Below are 23385 nucleotides of genomic sequence, written 5' to 3' on the forward strand. Positions count from 1 at the left end.
TGTTCGAAGCGCTCAAGCAGGGGGCGCAGGGGTATGGGAATCTGTGGCTTTATCCGCACGGATTCTTAACGTATCCATGAAACCCGTCCCAATCTCTTTGAAACTGTCCAGCGATTTTAAGAAAGCATTTTTCGACTTCTCTGGCGCTTCCGCTTGTTCATCCGGCGCTTTGCTTTTAAACAGGTTATAGCTTTCTAATTGCGCAAATGAGGAAGTTAACCGGGCGACGTCTCCCCAAGCTTCTGCACCTTGGTTCGACATCATATGTACGCCTAAATTGACCCCTGTAGCTATCATTTGCTTCATTGTAGCATGAATGCCTTCCAGCTGCCCCTTCGCCCAATTGCCCTGAGCTCCATCTTCCATCCCCATCCGCAGCAGCAGTAGATACGCTTCATTCTGTACCAGAGGTACGTTACCAGACGTAATGGACGGATCATACATACATGCCTTGACTGCCGGCTGCTTGAAGTAGACACTCAGATCCTTCCCCGCCTGGTACTGGACCTCATCCACTCCAAACGATTTCAGCTTCGCCCGTGCCTCTTCCGCCAACTGGTGCACCCTATCCATCTGCGCCTGGTTTCCAAATGCCTGGTACACGCCAAAAGCCGTCTGCGCCTTTGCGATCTGGTCCCGTGCTTCGTAGATATCCTTGAGCTTGCTTTGCACGGCAATGGAGTCCACTGTCTCCAGGCCGGACTGACTGTTCATGTCCAGAAGCTTCCGCACCATTGGATCGCTGTTCAGTTCATCCCTGCCGCTCAGGATCGCTATCGAAGAAATCAGTTTGGTTGATATCTTCTGGGCAAAGGCCGGAATTGGTAACCTTCCCACGCTCCCGAACCCTGCTCCAAAACTTCCGAACATACCGCCAAAAATGCCGAACTGCTGGCTGAGCTGGCCCGCCTGACGCTTGCTTTCGTCCTGCACGTCCTGAACACCCTTCACCGCTATCCGAATGAGATCCTCAAGCTTCTCCGCCTCTACAGTCAACTCGTTGATAAGCACCTGAGCTTGCAACCGGCCTGTCCCTATGGGTAGCCCGTCCCATTGGCTGGCCTGGCCTTTCAGCTGCAGGTACAAACGGTTCGTGTCTTCACTCACCTGTCCTATTTTCGCTTGCAGACGCCGGGCTTCATCGGCATCAAACACCATTTTTCCAGCTGACATTCCTTCCCTCCAATTCTTTATACACTACTTCATCGTTGGAAAGCTTATGTAAAACAAGAAGTTACTAATAACCTATATATCGGTTTTATTTTCCATTTAATCGCTAGTTATCCTTACTTTTGAATTCTCAAAGCTAAAAAAAGGCTTCCCACAAGTTCATTGAACTCGTGAGAAGCCTCTAATTGTATTACCCTATGTGGGGAATTGAACTCCCCAACAGCTCCCCCCTTGCCTCAGCAAGGGTTGTAAAGCTGTCTTACATCATGCCGCCCATACCGCCCATACCGCCCATATCAGGCATTCCGCCCTTTTCAGGTTCTGGCTTGTCAGCGATAACAGCTTCAGTAGTCAGGAACATTGCAGCTACGGAAGCCGCGTTCTGCAGAGCATAACGGGTTACTTTCGCAGGGTCAACGATACCCGCTTCGAACATGTTTACCCACTCATCGGTAGCAGCGTTATAGCCGATACCTACAGCTTCTTTTTTCAGACGGTCCACGATAACGGAACCTTCCTGGCCTGCGTTAGCAGCGATGGTGCGAACAGGTTCTTCCAGTGCGCGCAGCACGAGGTTAACGCCGGTTCTTTCGTCGCCTTCAGCTACTACAGCAGCAACAGCAGCATATACGTTCACAAGAGCAGTACCCCCACCGGAGACGATACCTTCTTCAACCGCAGCGCGGGTTGCGTTCAGGGCATCTTCGATGCGGAGCTTGCGCTCTTTAAGTTCAGTTTCAGTAGCAGCACCGACTTTGACAACGGCTACGCCGCCAGCCAATTTAGCCAGACGCTCCTGCAGTTTTTCTTTGTCGAACTCGGAAGTCGTTTCTTCCAGCTGGGAGCGGATTTGGCTTACACGTGCATTGATATCCGCCTTGTCGCCGCTTCCGTCTACGATTGTAGTGTTTTCTTTGGTTACGCGCACTTGGCGTGCGTTACCCAGTTGCTCGATGGAAGTGCTTTTCAGATCCAGTCCAAGCTTCTCAGTGATCACTTGGCCGCCTGTCAGAGCAGCGATATCCTGCAGCATAGCTTCGCGGCGGTCGCCGAATCCAGGAGCTTTAACAGCTACTGCATTGAACGTTCCGCGCAGTTTGTTCACGATCAGCATTGCCTGAGCTTCGCCTTCGATATCTTCAGCGATGATAACCAGCGGACGCGCCTGTTGAACGATCTTCTCAAGCAAAGGAAGAATTTCCTGAGTGCTGCTGATTTTTTTGTCAGTGATCAGGATGTACGGGTTCTCCAGAACAGCTTCCATTTTGTCCGTATCAGTAATCATGTACGGGGAAATGTAACCACGGTCGAACTGCATACCTTCTACCACTTCAAGCTCAGTCAGGAATCCGCGGGATTCTTCAACGGTGATAACACCGTCTTTGCCGACTTTTTCCATAGCTTCAGCAATCAGTTGGCCTACTTCTTCGTCAGCAGCAGAGATAGCAGCTACTTGTGCGATGGACTGGGAATCTTCGATAGGCTTGGAAATTCTCTGCAGTTCAAGAACAGCAGCTTTAACCGCTTTGTCGATCCCTTTACGCATAACCATAGGGTTAGCGCCTGCAGTAACGTTCTTCAGACCTTCACGGATCATGGCTTGAGCCAGAACTGTTGCAGTTGTAGTACCGTCACCGGCTACATCGTTAGTTTTGGTAGCAACTTCTTTAACAAGCTGCGCGCCCATGTTCTCGAATGCATCTTCAAGCTCGATTTCTTTGGCGATGGTAACACCATCATTAGTGATCAGCGGGCTGCCGAATTTCTTCTCAAGCACCACGTTACGGCCTTTAGGTCCGAGTGTAACTTTAACCGCATTTGCCAAAGCATCAACCCCGCGCAGCATAGCGCGGCGGGCATCTTCACTGAATTTAATTTCTTTTGCCATTGTGTTGTTAACCTCCTAAAAGTTTTGTGTAGCATTCGCTTCATTAATTTCACTTCGTACAAAACTCGCTTCGAAAGCATAAACTTAAGTTTTGTGTATATAAGTAATCGGGATCTAACTTATGAAAGGCTCTAACAGACTAGTCAAGAATCGCGTGAATGTCGCTTTCTTTCATAATCAGATATTCTTTGCCTTCGTATTTGATTTCAGTTCCGGCATATTTCGAGAAAAGCACACGGTCGCCTTCTTTAACTTCCAGCGCTACACGTACTCCGTCTTTCAAAGCTCCGCTGCCTACAGCGATAATTGTGCCTTCTTGCGGTTTCTCCTTGGAAGAGTCCGGAAGCACGATCCCGAAAGAAGTGGTTTGCTCTTGCTCGCTTGGTTCTACCAATACGCGTTCACCTAGTGGTTTAATCATGAAAAAATAGCCTCCTTTGAAATTATGTTGTTTACCTTGAAAACATAGATTGAACTGCCGGGAATCTTAGCGGTCCTTATGGCACTGTTGAGAATCAGCATACTTAAATGCTGTTTCGCCGGCCCATTCCCTATTTTCCACAGCGTTAGCACTCAACTGCTTGCAGTGCTAACAACAATTTTTATGATACTCAACTTGAAGACGGATTTCAAGTCCTTTTACGTAAAATCGTATTTGTTTTGGGGAAAATTATGGTTTCAGGGGTTGTCCGGCACACACTCTCTTACATTCTATCCACCAGGGGGCAAAATATGCCCCCTCCATTACTCCGCCTTAATATAACGTGCTTCCCGCTGCGCATCCTCCGCCAACTGCCTCCGGTAAACGAACGCAGACAGAAATACACTGAATTCATACAGCACCAGAAGCGGAATTGTCACCAGAAAATCCGAGATGAAATCGGGCGGTGTGATCACCACAGCAATAAATACAAGCGCAAAATAGGCATACCGCCGCATCCGGCGCAGGCGCAGCGGATTGAGCACTCTCAGCTTGGTCAGGAACATGACAATCAGCGGCAGCTCGAAGAGCAAGGCCAGCGGGATCACCAGACTGAACAGGAAATTGAAATATTCGGCTATGCCGTATGTCTCCTCAAGTCCCATGCTGCGCGTAATCGAGATCGTAAAGGACAAGGCCATAGGAAATACGATGTAATAGGCAAAGGCTATGCCCAGAATAAACAGAACGAACACATACGGCACATAACGCAGCGCTGCGCTGCGTTCAACGGGCCGAAGGCCCGGGCTGATGAAGGCCCACAGCTGAAAGACAATAAACGGCACGGAGAACGCCAGTGACACGGCCATGGCAATCTTCATGTACATGCCGATCCCGTCCCAGAAAGAGAAGGCATGCAGCACGAATCCCTGGGCAGGGTCAGCACTGATAAGATACAAATAGATCGGTTTGGCAACGAACAACCCGAGTACAAGTCCGGCTGCAAATACGATCAGCACGTAGATAAGCCGTCTGCGCAGTTCCGTCAGATGATCGACCAAAGACATTTCTTCCGCTTCCAGAGACATGACTGACACCACCCGAAATAAACTATGAAAATGGCTATATCGATTAGAGAAAAAAGAGGCGCCGCCCCAGTCTGAAGCAGACCTGGGTAAGACGCCCCTGCGTAAGTGGATGGAAATTATTCCGGCAGACGGCGGTCCTGCGGAAGTTCTGCTGCTACAGTCTGCGGAGCCGGAGGAGCAGGCACTTCACTCTTCCGGGCCGGTTCCGGTTCATTAATGATCTCCCGCGCCCCGTCCTTGAATTCACGGAAGGTACGTCCGACTGCCCGCCCAAGCTCAGGAAGCTTATTCGGGCCAAAGAGCAGGAGCGCCAAGATAACCAATAGAATAATTCCGGGTGCACCAATACCATTTAGCATTACTGTTTCCTCCCATCACTCTATCCGTTCATGATATCGTTAACGATAAATTAATAATACCATAACTTATATCACACATCCATCGTCTAGAGTGACGAATCATGCTGAAGTTACCGGAGCATGTGCACTTATTGCCGGTATTGTCCGGTAACCATCAGCAAGGCTTCAGGCAGCTGATCCATAATAGCCGCCAGGTTCTCATGCACACCCTTAGGATTGCCGGGCAGATTGACAATCAATGTCCGGCCGCGGATGCCGCAGATTCCCCGGAACAGCATCACCGCCCTGTTCTTCTGCATCACTGTGCTGCGCATCGCCTCGGAGAGTCCAGGGACTTCACGTTCAATGACACGCCGTGTAGCCTCCGGTGTAACGTCGCGGATCGCCAGATCGGTTCCCCCGGTAGTCAGCACCAGATCCGCCTGGAAATAATCTGTCAGTTCAATCAATGCAGCAATAATCTCATCCTGCTCATCGGGTACGATCCGGTATTCTACAATCTCGCCTCCAAGCTCTTCTTCCACCAGTTCCCGAATAACCTGGGCGCTCGTGTCTTCCCGTTCGCCTCTGGCCCCTTTATCGCTGGCCGTCAGGATTGCTGTTTTCCACGCCATAGGTTGTCCCTCCCTCTCTATGTACTATGTAAGTCCGGCTGCTTGATACAGCCGCTGCCCGCACCTTCAGCGTAAGTCTCATGCTGTTAGCTATTCTTCCTCCAGCGCGTAATCGCCATTCTTGCCGCCGCTCTTGGACACCAGCAGGGTAGGTCCGATAATCATATCCTTCTGCAGCGCCTTGCACATGTCGTATACGGTCAACGCCGCTGCTGAAACTGCAGTCAGCGCCTCCATCTCCACACCGGTTTTGCCGGTAGTCTTGACGGTTGCTTCTATATATAGTTCATCTTTGCTGTTATCCGAGAAGCTGATATCCACCCCGGTAAGCGGCAAAGGATGGCACATCGGAATCCAGGCGGAGGTCTGCTTGGCAGCCATAATTCCCGCAACCTGGGCTACGGCGAGCACATCTCCCTTGCTGATTCTGCCCGTTTTAATGGCGGTAAGCGTCTCCGGGGCCATCTGCACCCGGCTTCGCGCCGCCGCTGTCCGGCTGGTGACTTCCTTCTCGCTCACATCCACCATGCGGGCTCTGCCCTGTTCATTGAAATGAGTTAACTCCATGTCTTCCTCTCCTTCCGGCAGTCCCAAATGCCGTTCTCCGTAATCAGCACATCCATTAAGGCATCATGCTCTTCCAGCGGCACTTCAGGTACCAGCTGCAGGCTAAAAGCCAGTCCCACCCACAGGGGCCTGGCGGCAGATTCAGGAAGCTCTGCTTCCCACTCTGCCCGCAGGCGGTCATAGTAGCCCTGCCCATAGCCGAGCCGCCCGCCGCGCAAGTCGAAGGCCAGGCCGGGTACGAATACGGCATCCGGCAGGCCGGATCTCTCACTCTTGCCGGCGTAAGCGCCGTGACCTGCTATTTCGGTTACGGGCTCCGGTATACCGTAAGCTCCCGGAGCAAGCTCTTCCCAGGACCGGACCGGATGGATGCTCAGGACTCCGCTCTCCCGGACGACCCTCGGAAGCAGCACTTCATGTCCTCTGGCCCAAGCTTCAGCCAGCAGTGGGCGGCAATCCAGCTCAGAGCGGAACGGGGCATAGGCCAGCAGTGAATCCCCTTGCTCCTGAGAGAACCAGGTCAAGGCATGACTGCATACCAGAGCAGACAACCGGCCTCTCTGTTCCATGGATAGTCCGTCCCGGAGAGCGGCCTTCCCGGCACGCAGCTCACGCTTCCGGAGAGCAAGCCGCATGCTGCTGTCCTGCATAGGCAGCCGCCTCCTCTTCAACATGTTCCTAGCTTATCATAGTTTGTAAGCTCAGTTTACCACTCTTCTCCCCGGTTCGCCAAGGCTATGGCATTTACATTGTTAGAAGAATGTTCTGCGCACTGTCTTTGACCGTCCCGCCGTGAAATGCCGGGAGCCCGGACAGCTGATCTGCCGCCGTCAGGGCCCTCAGGAATGATGCAGCCCCCTCGCGCGGCAAACCTTTTTCATGTAAACTATAGAATAAGATTATTACAAGCCGGGCGTAATGAGCCAAGGCGAATATGCAAGGGCGGAGGTTTCATCAGAATGCTTCTTCAAGCGACAGGAATTTCGAAATCATATGGAATACAAAGCGTGCTGGACGGCATCAGCCTGATGGTCAATGAGAAGGAAAGAGTCGGTCTGGTAGGCGTCAACGGGGCCGGCAAGTCCACCTTCCTGCAGATTCTCGCAGGTGAGATGTCGTATGACAGCGGGCAAATTCATAAATCCAAAGAAACCACAATAGGGTATCTGGCCCAGAACAGCGGCCTGCAATCCGATAAAACCATTCAGGAAGAGATGCTCGCTGTTTTTGCGCCGCTGCTTGAGGCGGAGGCGGAGCTGCGGCAGCTGGAAACGGATATCGCTGATCCGGCGCTCGCGGAAGATCCGAAGCGTTATGAGGATCTGCTCGAGCGCTACGCCAGACGTTCAGACTGGTTCAAGGATCATGGCGGCTACGAGATGAACACACGGATTCGCAGCGTCCTGCATGGTATGGGCTTCGGGGAATTTGCACCCGAGACCCCGATCGCTACGCTCAGCGGCGGTCAGAAGACACGCCTGGCACTGGCGCGCATTCTGCTGCAGGCTCCTGATCTGCTTATGCTTGATGAGCCGACCAACCATCTGGACATTGAGACGCTCACCTGGCTGGAGGATTATCTGCGCGGATATCCCGGCGGTATCCTGGTGGTCTCCCATGACCGGTATTTCCTCGACCGTCTGGTCACGACCATAGTGGAAATTGAGCGGCACCAGTCCCGCAGATATACAGGCAATTACAGCCGCTATATGGAGCTGAAGGCAGCGGAATATGAGATCCGCATGAAGCAATATGAGAAGCAGCAGGACGAGATTTCGCGGATGGAGGATTTCGTACAACGCAATATTGTGCGGGCTTCCACCACCAAGCGGGCGCAGAGCCGGCGTAAGGCACTCGACAAAATGGAGCGCATCGACCGGCCGCTGGGCGATCTGAAGAAGGCCAGCTTCTCCTTCGAGCCTGACTTCATGTCCGGCAAGGAAGTGCTGCAGGTCCGCGAGGTCGCAGTAGCTTTTAACGAAGGGGCTGCCCCACTGTTTCGCAATGCTTCCTTTGAGCTTAGACGCGGCGAGACAGCGGCGCTGATCGGTCCGAACGGTATCGGCAAGTCCACGCTTCTGCAGTGCATGACCGGCACCCGTGAACCATCCGCCGGAACGGTCAACTGGGGAACCAAGGTGAAGATCGCTTACTACGATCAGGAGCAGACGAGGCTGAATCCGCGCAACACCGTCCTGGAGGAGCTATGGAGTGAGTACCCGATGCTGGAGGAAGCACGGATCCGTACCATTCTCGGAAATTTCCTGTTCAGCGGCGAGGATGTCCTGAAGAAGGTTGCGGCACTCAGCGGCGGCGAGAAAGCACGGGTAGCGCTGTCCAAGCTGATGCTGCGCGGAGCCAACATGCTGATTCTCGATGAGCCTACCAACCATCTGGATCTGGTCAGCCGTGAGGTGCTGGAAGCGGCATTAATTGATTTTGAAGGTACACTGCTGTTCATTTCCCATGACCGTTATTTCCTGAACAAAATGGCTGAGCGGGTGCTCGAGCTGCATCCTGGAGGTATTGATCAATATCTCGGTAACTATGACGACTATGTCGAGAAAAAAAGTGAACTTGAAGCCATTGCCGAGGAGGAAGCGGAGCTTGCCGCCGCCAAGTCCTCCCGGAATGCGGACAGCGAGGCTGCTGTTGCCGAGAAAGGGACCTCGCTCTCTTATGAAGCAGACAAACAGGCCAAGCGTGAGGAGCGCAACCGCCAGCGGAGGATCTCTGATCTAGAGGAGAATATCGCCAGGCTGGAGGAAGCCATCTCCGGAATTGAGCATGAAATGACCAAACCTGAGGTATATCAGGATTACCTGGCGCTTCAGGAGCATGAAAGTGATCTGAAGGACAAGAAACAGCAGCTGGCAGATTTATTTAGCGAATGGGAGCAACTGGCTGACGAATAATGTAAAGGCAGTAAAAAAATAAAATTCAACTGTTTCCGATTTGTTCATAAATAGTTATCCACAGCTCCATCCACAGTTTTCGTGCATAACTCCTGTTGAAAAATAGCCCTCCGGGGCTTTTTTTATGCGTAAAATCGCTATTTTCCTTGTCAAGGACTTTTTATCCACCGAATTATCCACATTATCCACAGTTTTCGCAAAAATGATTCAAGGTATAACCTTCTGTTTATGGCCTTCGAAAAAAAGGCGTTATTGCTGATTTTACACGGTTTTTACACAACTCGTGCGGAATATGTGGATAACGTTGTCCACAGCTTGACAAATGCCGCAATGGATCAAAATTTGTTGATTAAGGGATACAACCGTTGTTCCCATCGCCGTGCCCTCCAGATTTTTTCTTTCTGTTATCGGTGAAAATCCGGAGACTGCTGATGCTTCCGAAGTGCACTTTCCTGCGGAAAAAATTTCTGGCGGACGTTGCCGCGAGTACAATTCCCCTTACTTTTTGATGGGCCTCCACTCTGCATAATAATTTAGGTGGATAAACGTATCTTAATTTGGCTGTTTTGGAGCGTTTGAGATCATTAAGTGGATAAATGTCATTTAAATTCATGCAGTCTCCTCTAGCCTGGATATTTGCAGCCTATTAAGTGCTGATTATCCAATTGTTTCCTGGCAAGAGCTCCTCAGTTCATAAGCAAGTGGAGAAAATCCACCTGTTTCCGGCCGCCGGCACCAGCCAACCCCATCCCAGCTTCTTGCACCGCTTCTTCGGAGTTATCCGCTAAAAAAACGCGCCCCGCCGTGTCTGAGTGACATCGGCAAGACGCGTCCATGAAGTGTCTAATGCTGCATGCAGGGTAATGCTTAGCTGTTCACCGCAGTTTCCGTTTCCGGAGAATCCGCAGCCGATTCTGACAGCAGTGCTGCATTGCAGGCGGCAATGTAAGCAATTCCCGCTGCCATTACGATATCGTGATGGATGGCCGTCCCCCGGAACTTGGTGTCCTTCCATTCCACCATAACGGCAGCCTCAGCCTGGGCATCCCCGCCGCTGCCCAGGGAGTGCAGCTCCAGACCGTCGAAGCGGATATCCTCAGCGATCCCTTGCCCGATGGCGGCAATGATCGCTTCCAGCGGACCATCTCCGGTGCTGGTGTGCGTGGTTTCTGCGCCGCTCTGCAGATGGCGCACCGATACGGCGGCTACGCGGCGCGGCGCGCTGCCTGCCAGGACCTGCACCTCGCCGAGCGCATAGACCTGCGCCTGCTGACCAGTGGTGCTGCTGACCATCCGCAGCAGCTCATCATCGCTGACGGCCTTCTGGCGGTCAGCGGTTTCCTTGAAGGATTCATAGAGCGCGTCCAGCTCCGCTGAATCCAGGGCAATCCCGTACTTCGCTGCGCGGTCCTTCAGGGCATGCCTGCCGGAATGCTTGCCGAGGATGATCATGCTGCGCGGGATGCCCAGCCGTTCCGGGTCCATGATCTCATAGGTGCTGCGGTCCTTGAGCAAGCCGTCCTGGTGGATGCCGGATTCATGCTGGAAGGCATTCCGGCCGACGACCGGCTTGTTGAAGGCGATCGGGAAATGCATCGCCCCGCTGATCATACGCGAGGTATCGTACAGCTTCTCAAGCCGGATGCCCGTCTCAGCACCGATAGCATCCCCCCGTGTTTCCAGCGCCATAACCAGCTCCTCCAGCGCACAGTTGCCGGTCCGCTCGCCCACTCCGTTGACGGTGACCTCAATTTGTGTGGCACCGCCGGCAATCGCCGCCAGGCTGTTCGCCACGGCCAGCCCCAAGTCGTTATGACAATGGGCGCTATAGATGACCTTGTCGCCTCCCCGCGCACCGAGCCGCACACGCCGGAACATTTCCCCGTATTCCTGCGGCAGCGCATACCCTACCGTGTCGGGCAGATTAATAATGGTTGCACCTTCTTCAATCACCGCCTCGACCATCTCGATCAGATCATCGATTCCCGTCCGTGCAGCGTCCATGGCGGTGAATTCCACCACATCGCTGAACTGGCGGGCATAGGCTGTCATCTCGCGTGCGGCGGCAACTACCTCAGGTCTGCTCTTGCGCAGCTGATGGCGCAGATGAATGTCGGAGGAGGAGATGAACAGATGAATCCGCCGCCGCTCTGCATCCCGGGTTGCCCGCACAGCAGCATCGATATCCCCTTTGACCGCGCGGGCGAAGCCGCAGATCTCTACGCCCTGAATCTTGCGGGAGATGGTCTCCACCGCTGCAAAGTCACCCGGACTGGATACAGGGAAGCCCGGTTCCATGACATCCACGCCCAGCTCGGCCAGCTTGCCGGCCAGAATGATCTTCTGCTCCGGGGTAAGGCTAGCCCCCGGGGCCTGCTCTCCGTCACGCAGCGTCGTATCAAAAATCTGAATTCGTTTCTTTACCGGAATAATCATTGTTCATCCTCCTCAAATTGGGTTCATACAGCCAGCCTTCCAGCTCAACTTCAAAAAACACAAAAAACCGCCGTCTCTAATTAAAGAGACGGCGGGTCACCCCTCCGCGGTACCACTCTTTTTGACGCATAGGCTCCTGAACCTCATTCCATTCAGGCAGCCCAAGCTGCGTCCAGCTCCGCTTCATATCTCCCTGCTCCCGTAAGGGAAGCCTGGGGGATACGAACAGTCCGGTAACGGGGACATCCGTAACGGCGTACCTGAAGCTCTTTCCGCCGTTCCGCTCACGGGCGAGATTCGCCGGCCTCCGGTGACTGCGTCGCACCACCCGCAGCTCTCTGTTCACCTTGGCCGTCTACTGCTCCCGTTCATTGCGTGTAATTCTATGAGTGCCTATACCAGCGCACAAAAAAACCTGCCCTCTCATTCAAGAGACGACAGGTTGTTCACCCTCGCGGTACCACTCTTGTTGATACCCGGATCAGCAACTCTTCTGCTGCGCCTGCGGTATCCACTCAACAACCCTCTTACGGAGGTCAACCGTAACGGTGTACAAAAGGGCCCGGTCTACATTCTGCACCGGCCAGCACTCCCTGTTCAAGGAGTTCCCTGCTTCCACCGCTCCGCTCCCGGACGAGTTCAGGTCTCCTTCGACTGCGTCGCACCCTCCCGCAGCTCTCTTATCCCGGAGTTTCCTTACTGCTTCCAATCATCGCGTTTGTTCAAATATAAGATTCATGAATTGAACTGATTATACCCGGCTTCTCCAAAAGAAGTCAATAGGCAGATACAGACCATTTCTCCAGCGAGAAGCCGGGATCGGCGACCATATCCAGCGGAATCCCGCCTTCATGCTTCCATTTCACATAAGCTGCGGCCCCGATCATCGCTGCGTTATCCGTGCAATACACCGGCGGCGGGATGATCAGCTCGATCCCTTCTGCGGCGCATCTCAAGGTCAGCGCTTCACGGAGGCCCTTGTTCGCAGCCACCCCACCGCAGAGCAAAAGCTGCCCAGCGCTGAACTCACGTACGGCACGCACAGCCTTCTCAACCAGTACCTCAACAACCGATTCCTGGAAGCCGCGGGCAATTCCGGCCACATCCGGCTCCAGCCCCTTCATCTTGCTCTGGTTCACCGCGTTGAGCACCGCAGACTTCAGGCCGCTGAGGCTGAAGTCATACGAACCCGGCTCCAGCCATACACGCGGCAGCGGGAAAGCTTCTTCTGCTTCCCGCGCCAGGCGGTCCACATGGGGACCGCCCGGATAAGGAAAGCCCAGCGCCCGGGCCACTTTGTCGTAAGCTTCGCCGACAGCATCGTCCCGGGTGCGCCCGATGATCTTGAACTCGCCTTCCCGTTCCATCAGGACCAGCTCCGTATGACCGCCGGATACCACCAGCGTCATATTGGGATACTGCAGTTCCTTGACCAGCCGGTTGGCATAGATATGGCCGGCAATATGATGGGTGCCGATGAGCGGCTTGCCCCAGGCCAGCGCCAGGCTTTTGGCCGCCACGACACCGACCAGCAGCGCCCCGACAAGCCCCGGACCCTGGGTGACCGCCACTGCCGTCAGGTCCTGCGGCGAGATTGCCGCCTCGTTCAAGGCTTCCTCAATAACCAGCGTGATCACCTCTACATGCTTGCGGGAGGCCACTTCAGGCACCACGCCGCCGAATGCCCGGTGGGTCTCAATCTGGCTGGAAATGATGTTTGATAACACTTCACATCCGTCTTTGACTACAGCTACTGAAGTTTCGTCACAGCTCGTTTCAATTGCGAGTATATATACAGGCTTAAGTACGCCCGTTTCGGTCTTCATTTCAAGTCCACGCTTCCTTCCGTCAACCCTTGCTCCCCGTACTCCGGCAGATCCGCCCACATAATGAGCGCATCCTCGCGGTTGTCCGAATAATAACCCTTGCGGGTACCGGCAGGACGGAAGCCTTTTTTGCGGTATAAATTCTGGGCCACCTCGTTCGAGACCCGCACTTCAAGTGTTATGGATTTCATCCCGAGATACGCCGCCGTCTTCATCAGCTCGTCCAGCAGCCGGTCTCCCCATTTACGTCCCCTATAGGCCTCCAGCAGCGCAATATTCGTTACATGCGCCTCATCGACAATCGCCCACATCCCGGCGTAGCCGATGATATGCCCGGCCAGCTCCATTACCATATATTTGGCAAAATGATTATGGCTCAGCTCGTTGCGGAACGCTTCCTCCGTCCATGGCATCGTGAAGGCTTCGCGTTCAATCACAAGAATCTCAGGTATATCCTCAAGCCGCATCAGGCGGAAAACAAGCTCAGTCCCCTGATCTTTTCCTGGTTCCGATACCGTCATCCTTTATTCAGGCTCCCTTCACTGCTTCGGCGGAGATTAGCCTCCGCTTCGGTAAGCTGCGTATAATTGGGAATCAATACGTGAATATCTGCGCTTTCCTCATAGATGCCCGCTTCGGCCAAGAATCCGGTCCAGCGGCCTTCGAGTTCGTAAGACAGTGCCTGAACAATGCCAGCCCCGGCTAGCGGGGCCAGCGATTCTGCACTTCCATGCAGTGCCGTGTCCCCGGTGAACCATAGGGTGCCCGGCATCACGCCTTCTGCTGCAGCGTCCTTCAGCCGTTCTCCTAGCTCCCGCACCCAGTCTGCCATCAGACGGATGGCATCAGGCGCCAGCCGCTGCGGAGGGTTGCTCCCGTCCGCTGCAAAAAGCGCAGTGTAGGCTTGTCCACGGCGCGCGTCGATCAGCGGGATGATCCAGTCCGGACCCGTTGTCCCGTTCGCGGTCGTCACATCAGCCTGTCCGGCTTCCTGCTGGAGAGCCGCGGCATGATAACCGCCCCACGCCAGCGCATGCAGGCTGGACACCCCGGTGACCGGAACGTTCCAGGCCCAGGCCAGCGTTTTGGCTGCAGTTACAGCAATCCTTGTCCCGGTATACGATCCCGGACCGACACCGACTGCAATGCCGCCGATCATGTCTGCCGCCGTAGCCGAGGCCTGCAGCGCCTGTTCAATGATCGGCAGCAGATGTACCGAGTGATTCCGTTCCCCGGAAGCATTAATCTCATGCAACAGCTCCCTGTTCCCGGTAACTGCCACCCCCAGCACAGCCGTTGATGTATCCAGCGCCAAAAACCGCTTGCGCGGCTCATTATTAAGATTCGTCATGTTTCTTTACCCCACTTCTGGATCAGCGCCCGGCATACTCCGCCGTAAGGCTCCCCGATTCCGGTTACCGTAATCTCCCGCTTCTCCGGGCCGGCTGACTTCAGCTCTATATGCAAATGCCGCGGCGGCATCAGGTCCGTAATGATACTGCTCCACTCCACCAGGCTTACTCCCTGGCCGTAGAAATACTCTTCCAGCCCCAGCTCATCCGCTTCCTGGAGGGAAATCCGGTATACATCCATATGATACAGCGGCAGACGGCCCTCATACTCTTTGATAATTGTAAAAGTAGGGCTGTTCACAATCCCCTCCACACCTAAGTGGCGGGCGTAGCACTGCGAGAACGCGGTTTTGCCCGCGCCCAGATCCCCGTCCAGGCCGATCACCATCCCCGGCTCCGACACGGCTGCGATGGCGGCTGCAAGCGCCTCAGTGTCCTGAAGGCTGGAGGAACGGTAAGTAAACACCGTTTCAATATTATTGTCCAAAACTGCAACTACCACCTTTTAGAAAATATAAGAAAGGATATGTTTTACGCTATACTTTATCCTTCTATTTCTCGCTGAAACGGGTACCGTCCTTCAAGGACGGCGTAGCCGTTTCTACTTGATATCCCTTAACGGTTAACAATACTTTTAATTATATCGGTATGATACTTGCACCGCAACAGGCCGCTGTTATCTGTATATGGAGCCAGTGTACAGAGCTAACTGCACGGATTCTCATTATGTAACCTTCCTTCCGGCTGCAGGAACTTCAGCTCCTCCGCGCCGCTTCTCTCTGCCGGATGCCGCTTCTCCCGGATACCGGGAGAACAGACTGTGCAGCGCCATGCCGGCAATAATGACCGCAATCCCAACCCATGACAGGAGGGATGGCAGCGGGGAAGCCAGAATCAGCATCTCACCCAGCAGGGCAAACAGCACCTCCAGGGACTGGGTCGCCTCAACTGCCGCCAGGCCGCTCATGCTGCCCCGGACCATATCCGTAGCCCGGAAGAAGAGTACGGTAGCCACTATTCCTGAAGATAGGGCAACGATCACGGACTGTCCCGCTTGCGAGGACGACGGCAGGCCCGCGTCTGCCAGGCCATATAATGCGACTGCCAGCCAGAAGGGCAGGCTGGCCAGCGTCATGCCGAGAATCCGCTGGAACACATCCAGCCGGTCTCCGCAGAGCTCCATCGTCTTGCGGTTGCCGAGCGGATAGGCGAATGAAGCAATAAGTACCGGAATAATGCCCAGCAGCAGCTGGGATGGAGTCAGCTGGCGCGCATGTTCCACTTGCAGCAGCGCTACTCCGGCCAGAATGATCAGGGACAGGAGCAGCCCGCGGAGCGGGATTTTACCTCTTATGTATACAGAACCGGAAGGCCCGCTTACCCATTGTCCGAAGAATGGGGCGAGCAGCGAGCCCGAGATAATCGTGATCTGCCAGGTCCCCGCTGTCAGCCAGCCGGGTGCATACGCAGCCGCGAAGCATATAGGCGCATAAAACAGGCCGAAGCCGACCGTCCCCCATAACAGCCAGGCCCCCGGACGTTCTCTCATCGCAGCCAGCAGCGGCCTCAGCCGCCCTCTTCCGGCCACAAGGGCCAGCAGAAACGGCAGGGTAAAGAAATAACGCAGCGAGGCGCTCCAGGCCCAGCTTCCTCCCGCAAGCTCCATCCTACGGTTAAGCACAAAGGTTACCGCAAAAAACAGCGCCGAACAGATTCCAAGCAAAATGGGACGCACGCCTATCATCTCTTTTCGTCAAAATTCTTCCCCCAAATATAGGGGGTTATGGCGTTCGCCGTAAACCTTTGTGTCAGCTCTAAAATAAACTTGTGCGTGATGAAGTTCTGGTCAACTTCTGGCGGATTTAAAGAGACATCCCCCTTTATGTTCACCAACCATCCCCCTCCAGCACATTGTATTCGGTTTTTCGCATACATTTGGCTTTCTTACCTTCACAGTGACACATTGTATTCGGTTTTTCGCATACATTTGGCTCTCTTACCCTCGCAGTCGCACATTGTACTCGGTTTTTCGCATACATTTGGCTTTCTTACCTTCACAGTGACACATTGTATTCGGTTTTTCACATACATTGGCTCGGTTACCTTCGCATTAGCACATTGTATTCGGTTTTTCACATACATTTGGCTCGGTTACCTTCTCAGTGACACATTGTACTCGGTTTTTCGCATACATTTGGCTCGGTTTGCTGTAGCAACTTGCTCATCACTTAATTTCTAAACTACAAAAAACCGGCTGATCGGATACCTCCTCAACCGGTTTTATATACTCTTATTATCTGCCTAATCCGTTCTTGTTCGTTCCTATCCGTCCTTTTCTCTACCTCATCCGGCCTCTGCCTAAGGAGGCATCAGCCTATCTAGCTTCCCTGCTCCTCCAGCCGGTCTACACCAACGGTCCGTGTATTATCCGGGCGGGAGCCTACTTGTACAGTGGCCATGCCGTTATCGGCATCCACATGCTCAATCCATACCGGTTCACCATCGAGATGGACAGCAATCCTATCCTTGGAGGCGTAAATATCCCCCGCACGTTTCACATCCATTTTGTCGCCTCCCTATTCATCCTCATCTTCTGCAGAAAGATCACCTATGGTCGCATCAGCATCAAGCAGTCCGGCTTCGCCGTACAGCTCCTCTTCCCCGGGCTCCGCAATAATGCTCTCCCAATCGACAGCCTCCGCCGGGATATCCTGCTCGGACAGGACGTCGCTCCAGTTGTTCCGCTCTTTTTCCATAACGGCCTCCCTTGGCATGACTATCCAGCAATGACCAGCAATGAATGTCTCATTCACTGTGCAATGCGTATGCTGAACGGCTTTATTTTTTCCCATGAATCGCAAATAATGCATCCGGCTAGAAAAAGCCCCATCGCGTCATACTAAGCCATATTGATCGTGAACTCATGATACAGCAATTATAAACAGCACTTATACTCAGGAGGCGATTCTCATGCATACCGTTTGGAAAGGAGCCATCAGTTTCGGGCTTGTGCATGTTCCGGTCAAAATGTTCTCCGCTACGGAAGACAAGGATATCTCGCTGCGTTACATCCATAAAGAATGCGGAAGCCCGCTATCCTACGTGCGTAAATGCCCCGTGTGCGAGAAGGAAGTGGCCTGGGAAGAGATCGGCAAGGGTTACGAATATGAGAAGGGCAAGTTTGTCTTGTTCGATAAGGAAGAGCTGGATCAGCTAACCGAGGAGAGCAGCAAGAGCATTACGATTCTGGATTTTGTGGATTTGACGGAGATCGACCCGATTTATTTCCAAAAGACCTATTACCTGTCTCCCGATCAGGCCGGTGCCAACGCCTACCGTCTGCTCATGGAGGCGATGCGCCAGACCGGCAAAATCGGGATCGCCAAAATCTCCATCCGCTCCAAAAGCAGTCTGGCTGCGATCCGCGTCCTCGCCGACTGCCTGGCGATTGAAACCATTTATTACCCGGACGAGGTCCGTCCGGTATCGCAGGTCCCCGGTCTGCCGGAGCCGGGGATCGTGAACGACAAAGAGCTGGATATGGCCAAGCTGCTGATCTCCCAGCTGTCCACACCGTTTGAACCCGCTAAATACACGGACGATTACCGCCAGCGGATGCTTGACCTGATCACGCACAAGATCGCCGGTGAGGAATTCCATATTGCTCCGGCACGCCAGGAGAACAATGTCATCGATTTGATGGCTGCCCTGCAGGCCAGCATCGAAGCTGTACAGCATATTCCGTCCGACCCCGGACCTTCACTGTCCGGCACAGGAACCGGTACAGGCAAAAAGCCGCGGGCGGCTGCGGCCGGTAAGAAAAAAACGGCACAGGCCAAAGCCTCCGGAACCCCTGCCCCTGAACCGGAAGTGCCGGCAGTTAACGAGGCAACTGGCCCGATTCCGGTCATCGCTCCGAAGCCGAAACGCCGGACGGCCAAGAGCAAGGTAACCGGTGCCTAGGAGCAGGTCATCCGCACCTCCCGTTATTGGCGGTCCGCTTACGCTGCAGCCGGTTATTCCATTCGAGCCCGTGCTGGCCTCCAGGCTCCCGGAGGGCGAGGAGTGGATCGCCCAGATCAAATGGGATGGCGTGCGGATGCTCTCCTATTACGATGGAAGCCATGCCGAGCTGATCAACCGGCGGGGCAACCGGCGCACGCTGCAGTATCCTGAGCTTGCCAGACCGGAGGCGTATTGCCGGGCCGGTTCCGTCATTCTCGATGGTGAGATTATTGCGCTCAGCGGCGGCAAGCCCTCCTTCCATGAGGTGATGCGGAGGGATAGCCTGAAGAATGAAGCAGCGATCCGGGCGGTAAGCCCGCAGGTGCCGGTGCTCTACATGGTCTTCGATATCCTGTACTGCAATGGCATTTGGCTGCTGGACCAGCCGTTGTCCCGGCGGCAGCAGATGTTAAGTGAAATGCTGCTGCCCCATCCCCATGTGCAGAATGTGCCAAGCTACCATCAGCCCGCACAGCTGTACGCTGCCGCTCTGAAGGGCGGGCTGGAGGGGATTGTATGCAAAGAGCTCACCAGTACCTATGCCCCGGGAGGCAAAGATAAGCGCTGGCAGAAATGCAAAATTATCTCCGATGTCACTGCTGTAGCCGGCGGCGTCACCTTCCGTGACGGTCTGGTCAACGCCCTGCTCTTCGGACTGTATGATGATGAGGGCAAGCTGCACTATATCGGCCATGCAGGAGCGGGCAAAATGACCGTACAGGACTGGCGGAATTTGACCGCACAGATCAGCGGCATGATCACAGAGCAGATGCCTTTTGCAGAGCTGCCCCAGCGCAGTAAAGGCTCGGTCTGGATTAAGCCTGAGCTGGTGTTCAAGCTGCACTATCTGGAATGGAATACTTCCGGAACCTTCCGCCAGCCGGTCATACAGTCACAGGTAGAGCTCCCTCCGCTGTCCTGCCGCATGGACCAGAGAACACAGACGTAGTAACGGGATCACCGGGCCTGAGCCTTACCTGAGCTGCCTAATCTTGCCTGAGCCCTGTCTGAGCCTTGACTATGTCTAGTCTAAGCCTTGCACGAGCCTTGCATTGCCTGAGCCTTGCCTAAAGTCTCACCTGACTACGCCTCAAGCTCGTATAACTATACAAGGAGGATGCCGCATGCCGAAGACGATCAGAGGCTCCATTACCGCAGGGGGACATGAGATCAGCATTACGAACCCGGATAAGCTGCTATGGCCTGAATGCGGCATCACCAAGCAGGTGTATCTGCAGAAGCTGGCTGCGCTCTCCCCTTATCTGCTGCGCTATTGCCAAGGCCGCCTGCTTACGGTAATCCGCTACCCCCACGGTGTACCGGGGATGTCCTTTTATCAGAAGAATGCCCCGGAGCCGCTGCCGGAATTCGTGCATACAGCAACTCATGAGAATATTACCTATATTGTGCTGCAGGGGCTCCCGGAGCTGCTCTGGCTCGGCAATCTAGCCGCGCTCGAATTCCATCCCTCGCTGCATTATGCGGGCAGTGAGCTCCCCTGCGAATGGATGATTGATCTGGACCCCTCGCTTGAGGTCGAGCCGCGTATTATGGAGGCAGCCGCTACGGTGGGCGAGGTACTGAAGTCCCTGGGACTGGCCTCTGTACCCAAGACCTCCGGTGCCACCGGTGTGCAGATCATTGTTCCGGTGGAGCCGGGAGTCACCTTCGACGGCCTGCGCCGGGTAGGCCATTTCGTCGGCCGCTATGTTACGGAGAAGCGTCCCGATCTGTTCACTTTGGAGCGCCTGAAGAAAAACCGCGGGGACAAAATCTATTTCGATTACCTCCAGCATTACGGCGGCAAAACTCTTGCTGCGCCATACACCCCGCGGGCCCGTCCGCTGGCAACCGTCTCAACGCCCCTCCTGTGGGAGGAAGTGCAGCGTAACGTCAAGCCTACCGATTACCATCTGCTGAACATTGAGGAGCGTCTGGCCCGGATGGGCGATCTTATCGCCCAGGTCCCTCCGCAGCCGGTGGGTGATATTATTGCCAAGCTGCCCTGAGGATGGCCCTGAAGACAGCAATAAGCCCGCAGTTACCTATACTCTAGGCTGCGGGCTTATTTGGCGTCCAGCATATGGACGGAAGGTATTATATATGAGAATACGGCGCAGCAAGCACAGGCCGCCGCATTGATTACTCTGACGTTCGTAAATATACCTTCCTTCGAAAGCGCTCCGGTTATACCGTACTCGCTAATGGATTGCTTTTTTCTTAAAGCGGCCGCCTTTGACATCATGGATATTACCGATCGCGATGAATGCGTCGGAATCCCAATCTTCTACAATGGACTTAAGCTTGGCTTCTTCCAAACGGGTAATGACTACAAAGATAACTTTCTTGTTATCGCCGGAGAATCCGCCTTCACCATCCAGATACGTCACTCCGCGTCCCAGACGCTCCGTCAATGCTTCACCGATATCACGGAATTTATCACTGATAATCCATACCGATTTCGACTGATCCAGACCTTCAAGTGTAATATCTATTAATTTAAAAGCAATGTAATAGGCAATCAGCGAGAACATCGCATTATTCCAGCCGAAGACAAAACCCGCGCCGGAAAGAATAAACAGGTTGAAGAACATTACAACTTCCCCTACGGAGAACGGAAGCCTCTTGGACACAAGGATGGCCACAATCTCAGTACCATCAAGCGATCCTCCATAACGTACCACGAGTCCGACCCCGACCCCGAGGATAACCCCACCGAATACTGCGGCAAGCAGCGGTTCAACCGTAATCGGATTCACAGGATGGAGCAATTGCGTCCCAATGGACATTACAACTACAGCAAATAAAGTAGATAAGGCAAAGGTCTTACCAATCTGCTTATAACCGATCACCAGAAACGGCAGGTTAAGCAGTGTCAATAAAATACCCAGAGGTATATTGAAAATATGGGACAACATAATGGAAATACCGGTTATTCCGCCGTCAATCAACTCATTGGGAACAAGAAAAATCTCAAGCGCAACAGACATCATGGCCGCTCCGATGACAATCATCACAATCCGCTGGGCCAGCTTCGCTGTCTTGAAGGCTCCTGATTTCTGAGGCTTCTTCTGTTCCTCACTCGTAAAGATTTGTTGGCTTACAGTCATAGAACTCCCCCTATAAATAGTATATCTAAGAAGTATACGAAAGCAGACTTCACAGCTGCGCTTTCTCCCCTTTGCTTCTTATATTCCTATTATATCATAAAGGAAGCTCAAATAACGCATGGAACATGATATAACCTTCGATAAACGATGCTTACTTCACCTTTTATGTCATAAAAGCGGCGATAAGAGCTGACAGAGCCCCTCAATCAGTTTGACATTATGCGCTCTCTCCCTAAACTTTTTGGGATCGATGAATTCGCTGTGCTTCAGGTCCTGGCTGAAGTCCTCTGCCAGTTCCGCAATAATCGCCGGACGGAGCAGAACAGCCGTCAGTTCAAAGTTGGAATAGAAGCTGCGCATGTCCAGATTCGCACTGCCTACCGTTGCCAGCACGTCATCAATAATCATCACTTTGGCGTGCATGAAGCCTCTTGTATAGCGGTAGAACTTCACTCCGGCATCCTGCAGATTCTCAAGGTAAGACAGGGTTGCCTTATACACCAGCTTGTTGTCCGGCTTCGCCGGGATAATGATCCTCACATCCACTCCGCTTAGCACCGCATTCTTGAGCGCCCGGCAAATGGCCGGGTCCGGAATGAAATACGGGGAGGTCATCCAGATGCGCTCCTTCGCCGCACAGAGTGAAGCGAAAAACATTTCCTGTGTGGCATCAACCGCCCCATCGGGCCCGCTGGCTACAATCTGCACAGCATCCGGCCCGCTGCAGGCATGAACAGGAAAAAACCGCGGATGGCTCATAGTGTCACCGGCTGCCAGTCTCCAGTCTTTGAGAAACACATATTGCAGATGATACACTGCATCCCCTTCAACACGAAGATGCGTATCTCGCCAATAGCCCATCTTGGGGTCTTTTCCCAGATAATCATCACCTACATTCATTCCCCCGGTGAAGCCCGTCAGCCCGTCAACCACGAGTATCTTGCGGTGATTGCGGTAATTGAAGCGGCGGTCCAGCAGCGAAGTAAGCGGCGGCAGAAAAAAGTGAACCTGCACTCCTGCGTTCTTGAGCGTATTCACGAATCTCCGGCTCAGCTGATGACTCCCAAGCCCATCACATAGCAGACGCACCCTAACCCCCTGACGCGCCTTGCGGATCATAATCTCCTGAAACTGCCTGCCAATATCATCATCCCGGAAAATATAAAACTCCATGTGGATATGCTCTTGCGCATTCTCCATCACATCCAGCATCGCCTTATAGGCGTCCCCGGCATTATTGAGCACCTGACATTGATTATGGCTTGTAATGTGGCTTTCTGACAGGCCTGAGAGCAAATGCAGCAGTTCTTTACGGTTCTCAAACCCCGGATTTCCGGTTTCTGCCGTGCTTTTGACGATATGGATTTTGCCGGCAACATGGGCGCGGATCTCCCGCAGCAGGGACACACACCGTTTGCCAAGCTTCCGGCTCTGCCAATAATCCCGCCCGAGGAAATAATAGAACAGCAGCCCCAGCGGCGGACAGCAGAAGGTAATGCATATCCAGGCCAGTGCCCTCTGCGGACGGCGGAACTCCGATATAACGATAATGGCAATCTGTATGATAAAAAGACTTAAGATAACTGCGAATATCCTCATCCCGGACCTCCTAAAAGTTATGTTATTGAAGATGA

The 23385-nt window shown here is 53.7% G+C and carries 22 protein-coding genes and 2 other annotated features; of the genes, 4 read left to right on the forward strand and 18 right to left on the reverse strand.

Features of this window, described 5'->3' with window-relative positions:
* Positions 1 to 12 precede the first annotated feature (12 nt).
* The 8 genes from NYE33_RS34615 to NYE33_RS34650 all read right to left on the reverse strand — a co-directional run bounded on the left by NYE33_RS34615 (position 13) and on the right by NYE33_RS34650 (position 6757).
* Complete coding sequence (locus NYE33_RS34615; protein WP_341069870.1) at positions 13 to 1173, reverse strand: hypothetical protein; 1161 nt, start codon at positions 1171 to 1173, stop codon at positions 13 to 15.
* Between the two features lie 256 nt (positions 1174 to 1429).
* Positions 1430 to 3058 (reverse strand): chaperonin GroEL, encoded by a 1629-nt coding sequence (gene groL / locus NYE33_RS34620; RefSeq protein WP_039302101.1) that lies wholly within the window; start codon positions 3056 to 3058, stop codon positions 1430 to 1432.
* 139 nt (positions 3059 to 3197) lie between these two features.
* Positions 3198 to 3479, reverse strand: coding sequence for a co-chaperone GroES (gene groES / locus NYE33_RS34625; RefSeq protein WP_039302104.1), 282 nt, complete (start codon positions 3477 to 3479; stop codon positions 3198 to 3200).
* A gap of 323 nt (positions 3480 to 3802) precedes the next feature.
* Complete coding sequence (tatC, locus tag NYE33_RS34630) at positions 3803 to 4567, reverse strand: twin-arginine translocase subunit TatC (protein WP_039302107.1); 765 nt, start codon at positions 4565 to 4567, stop codon at positions 3803 to 3805.
* Positions 4568 to 4683: 116 nt separating this feature from the next.
* Positions 4684 to 4926: a twin-arginine translocase TatA/TatE family subunit gene (gene tatA, locus NYE33_RS34635; protein ID WP_039302110.1), complete on the reverse strand. Its 243-nt coding sequence runs from the start codon at positions 4924 to 4926 to the stop codon at positions 4684 to 4686.
* Positions 4927 to 5054: 128 nt separating this feature from the next.
* On the reverse strand, positions 5055 to 5540 hold the full coding sequence (locus NYE33_RS34640; protein ID WP_039302112.1) for a MogA/MoaB family molybdenum cofactor biosynthesis protein: 486 nt from the start codon (positions 5538 to 5540) through the stop codon (positions 5055 to 5057).
* 90 nt (positions 5541 to 5630) lie between these two features.
* Positions 5631 to 6107 (reverse strand): cyclic pyranopterin monophosphate synthase MoaC, encoded by a 477-nt coding sequence (moaC, locus tag NYE33_RS34645; protein WP_042134058.1) that lies wholly within the window; start codon positions 6105 to 6107, stop codon positions 5631 to 5633.
* Positions 6098 to 6757, reverse strand: a complete 660-nt coding sequence (locus NYE33_RS34650; protein ID WP_341069872.1) for a 5-formyltetrahydrofolate cyclo-ligase — start codon at positions 6755 to 6757, stop codon at positions 6098 to 6100. The genes moaC and NYE33_RS34650 overlap by 10 nt, the downstream gene beginning before the upstream one ends.
* A 309-nt stretch (positions 6758 to 7066) precedes the next feature.
* Here NYE33_RS34650 and NYE33_RS34655 point away from each other — a divergent pair, with 309 nt between their 5' ends.
* Positions 7067 to 9022 (forward strand): ABC-F family ATP-binding cassette domain-containing protein, encoded by a 1956-nt coding sequence (locus NYE33_RS34655; protein ID WP_341069874.1) that lies wholly within the window; start codon positions 7067 to 7069, stop codon positions 9020 to 9022.
* An 867-nt stretch (positions 9023 to 9889) separates the two neighbouring features.
* On the opposite strand, the gene NYE33_RS34660 is transcribed toward NYE33_RS34655, so the two are convergent.
* The 8 genes from NYE33_RS34660 to NYE33_RS34695 all read right to left on the reverse strand — a co-directional run bounded on the left by NYE33_RS34660 (position 9890) and on the right by NYE33_RS34695 (position 17392).
* Positions 9890 to 11458, reverse strand: a complete 1569-nt coding sequence (locus NYE33_RS34660; RefSeq protein ID WP_341069876.1) for a 2-isopropylmalate synthase — start codon at positions 11456 to 11458, stop codon at positions 9890 to 9892.
* Between the two features lie 81 nt (positions 11459 to 11539).
* Positions 11540 to 11839 (reverse strand) — a binding site (T-box leader).
* 46 nt (positions 11840 to 11885) lie between these two features.
* Positions 11886 to 12180: a binding site (T-box leader), on the reverse strand.
* 54 nt (positions 12181 to 12234) lie between these two features.
* Positions 12235 to 13284: a tRNA (adenosine(37)-N6)-threonylcarbamoyltransferase complex transferase subunit TsaD gene (tsaD, locus tag NYE33_RS34665; RefSeq protein WP_042134052.1), complete on the reverse strand. Its 1050-nt coding sequence runs from the start codon at positions 13282 to 13284 to the stop codon at positions 12235 to 12237.
* Complete coding sequence (gene rimI / locus NYE33_RS34670; RefSeq protein ID WP_042134051.1) at positions 13281 to 13805, reverse strand: ribosomal protein S18-alanine N-acetyltransferase; 525 nt, start codon at positions 13803 to 13805, stop codon at positions 13281 to 13283. Before rimI ends, tsaD begins: the two co-directional genes overlap by 4 nt.
* Positions 13802 to 14635, reverse strand: coding sequence for a tRNA (adenosine(37)-N6)-threonylcarbamoyltransferase complex dimerization subunit type 1 TsaB (gene tsaB, locus NYE33_RS34675; RefSeq protein WP_042134049.1), 834 nt, complete (start codon positions 14633 to 14635; stop codon positions 13802 to 13804). The genes rimI and tsaB overlap by 4 nt, the downstream gene beginning before the upstream one ends.
* On the reverse strand, positions 14632 to 15123 hold the full coding sequence (gene tsaE / locus NYE33_RS34680) for a tRNA (adenosine(37)-N6)-threonylcarbamoyltransferase complex ATPase subunit type 1 TsaE (protein ID WP_081956381.1): 492 nt from the start codon (positions 15121 to 15123) through the stop codon (positions 14632 to 14634). The genes tsaB and tsaE overlap by 4 nt, the downstream gene beginning before the upstream one ends.
* A 237-nt stretch (positions 15124 to 15360) precedes the next feature.
* A complete protein-coding gene (locus tag NYE33_RS34685; protein WP_341069879.1) occupies positions 15361 to 16371 on the reverse strand; it encodes a DMT family transporter in 1011 nt (336 codons plus the stop codon).
* A 643-nt stretch (positions 16372 to 17014) separates the two neighbouring features.
* Positions 17015 to 17200 (reverse strand): H-type small acid-soluble spore protein, encoded by a 186-nt coding sequence (locus NYE33_RS34690; protein ID WP_039302140.1) that lies wholly within the window; start codon positions 17198 to 17200, stop codon positions 17015 to 17017.
* A gap of 12 nt (positions 17201 to 17212) precedes the next feature.
* On the reverse strand, positions 17213 to 17392 hold the full coding sequence (locus tag NYE33_RS34695; protein WP_341069881.1) for a hypothetical protein: 180 nt from the start codon (positions 17390 to 17392) through the stop codon (positions 17213 to 17215).
* A 214-nt stretch (positions 17393 to 17606) separates the two neighbouring features.
* Between NYE33_RS34695 and ku the strand changes: the two genes are divergently transcribed.
* The 3 genes from ku (at position 17607) to ligD (ending at position 20650) form a co-directional block, all read left to right on the forward strand.
* Positions 17607 to 18599 carry a non-homologous end joining protein Ku gene (gene ku, locus NYE33_RS34700; RefSeq protein ID WP_336103790.1) on the forward strand — a complete coding sequence of 331 codons (993 nt, stop codon included), beginning with the start codon at positions 17607 to 17609 and terminating at the stop codon, positions 18597 to 18599.
* Complete coding sequence (locus tag NYE33_RS34705) at positions 18592 to 19590, forward strand: ATP-dependent DNA ligase (RefSeq protein WP_256703720.1); 999 nt, start codon at positions 18592 to 18594, stop codon at positions 19588 to 19590. The genes ku and NYE33_RS34705 overlap by 8 nt, the downstream gene beginning before the upstream one ends.
* Before the next feature lie 175 nt (positions 19591 to 19765).
* Positions 19766 to 20650, forward strand: a complete 885-nt coding sequence (ligD, locus tag NYE33_RS34710; protein ID WP_076242282.1) for a non-homologous end-joining DNA ligase — start codon at positions 19766 to 19768, stop codon at positions 20648 to 20650.
* A gap of 192 nt (positions 20651 to 20842) precedes the next feature.
* On the opposite strand, the gene NYE33_RS34715 is transcribed toward ligD, so the two are convergent.
* Positions 20843 to 21751 carry a YitT family protein gene (locus NYE33_RS34715; RefSeq protein ID WP_039302151.1) on the reverse strand — a complete coding sequence of 303 codons (909 nt, stop codon included), beginning with the start codon at positions 21749 to 21751 and terminating at the stop codon, positions 20843 to 20845.
* 168 nt (positions 21752 to 21919) lie between these two features.
* Positions 21920 to 23350: a cardiolipin synthase gene (cls, locus tag NYE33_RS34720; RefSeq protein ID WP_340947792.1), complete on the reverse strand. Its 1431-nt coding sequence runs from the start codon at positions 23348 to 23350 to the stop codon at positions 21920 to 21922.
* Positions 23351 to 23385 lie beyond the last annotated feature (35 nt).

It is taken from the genome of Paenibacillus sp. FSL R10-2199, from assembly GCF_038000235.1.
GTDB lineage: Bacteria > Bacillota > Bacilli > Paenibacillales > Paenibacillaceae > Paenibacillus_AQ > Paenibacillus_AQ phytohabitans.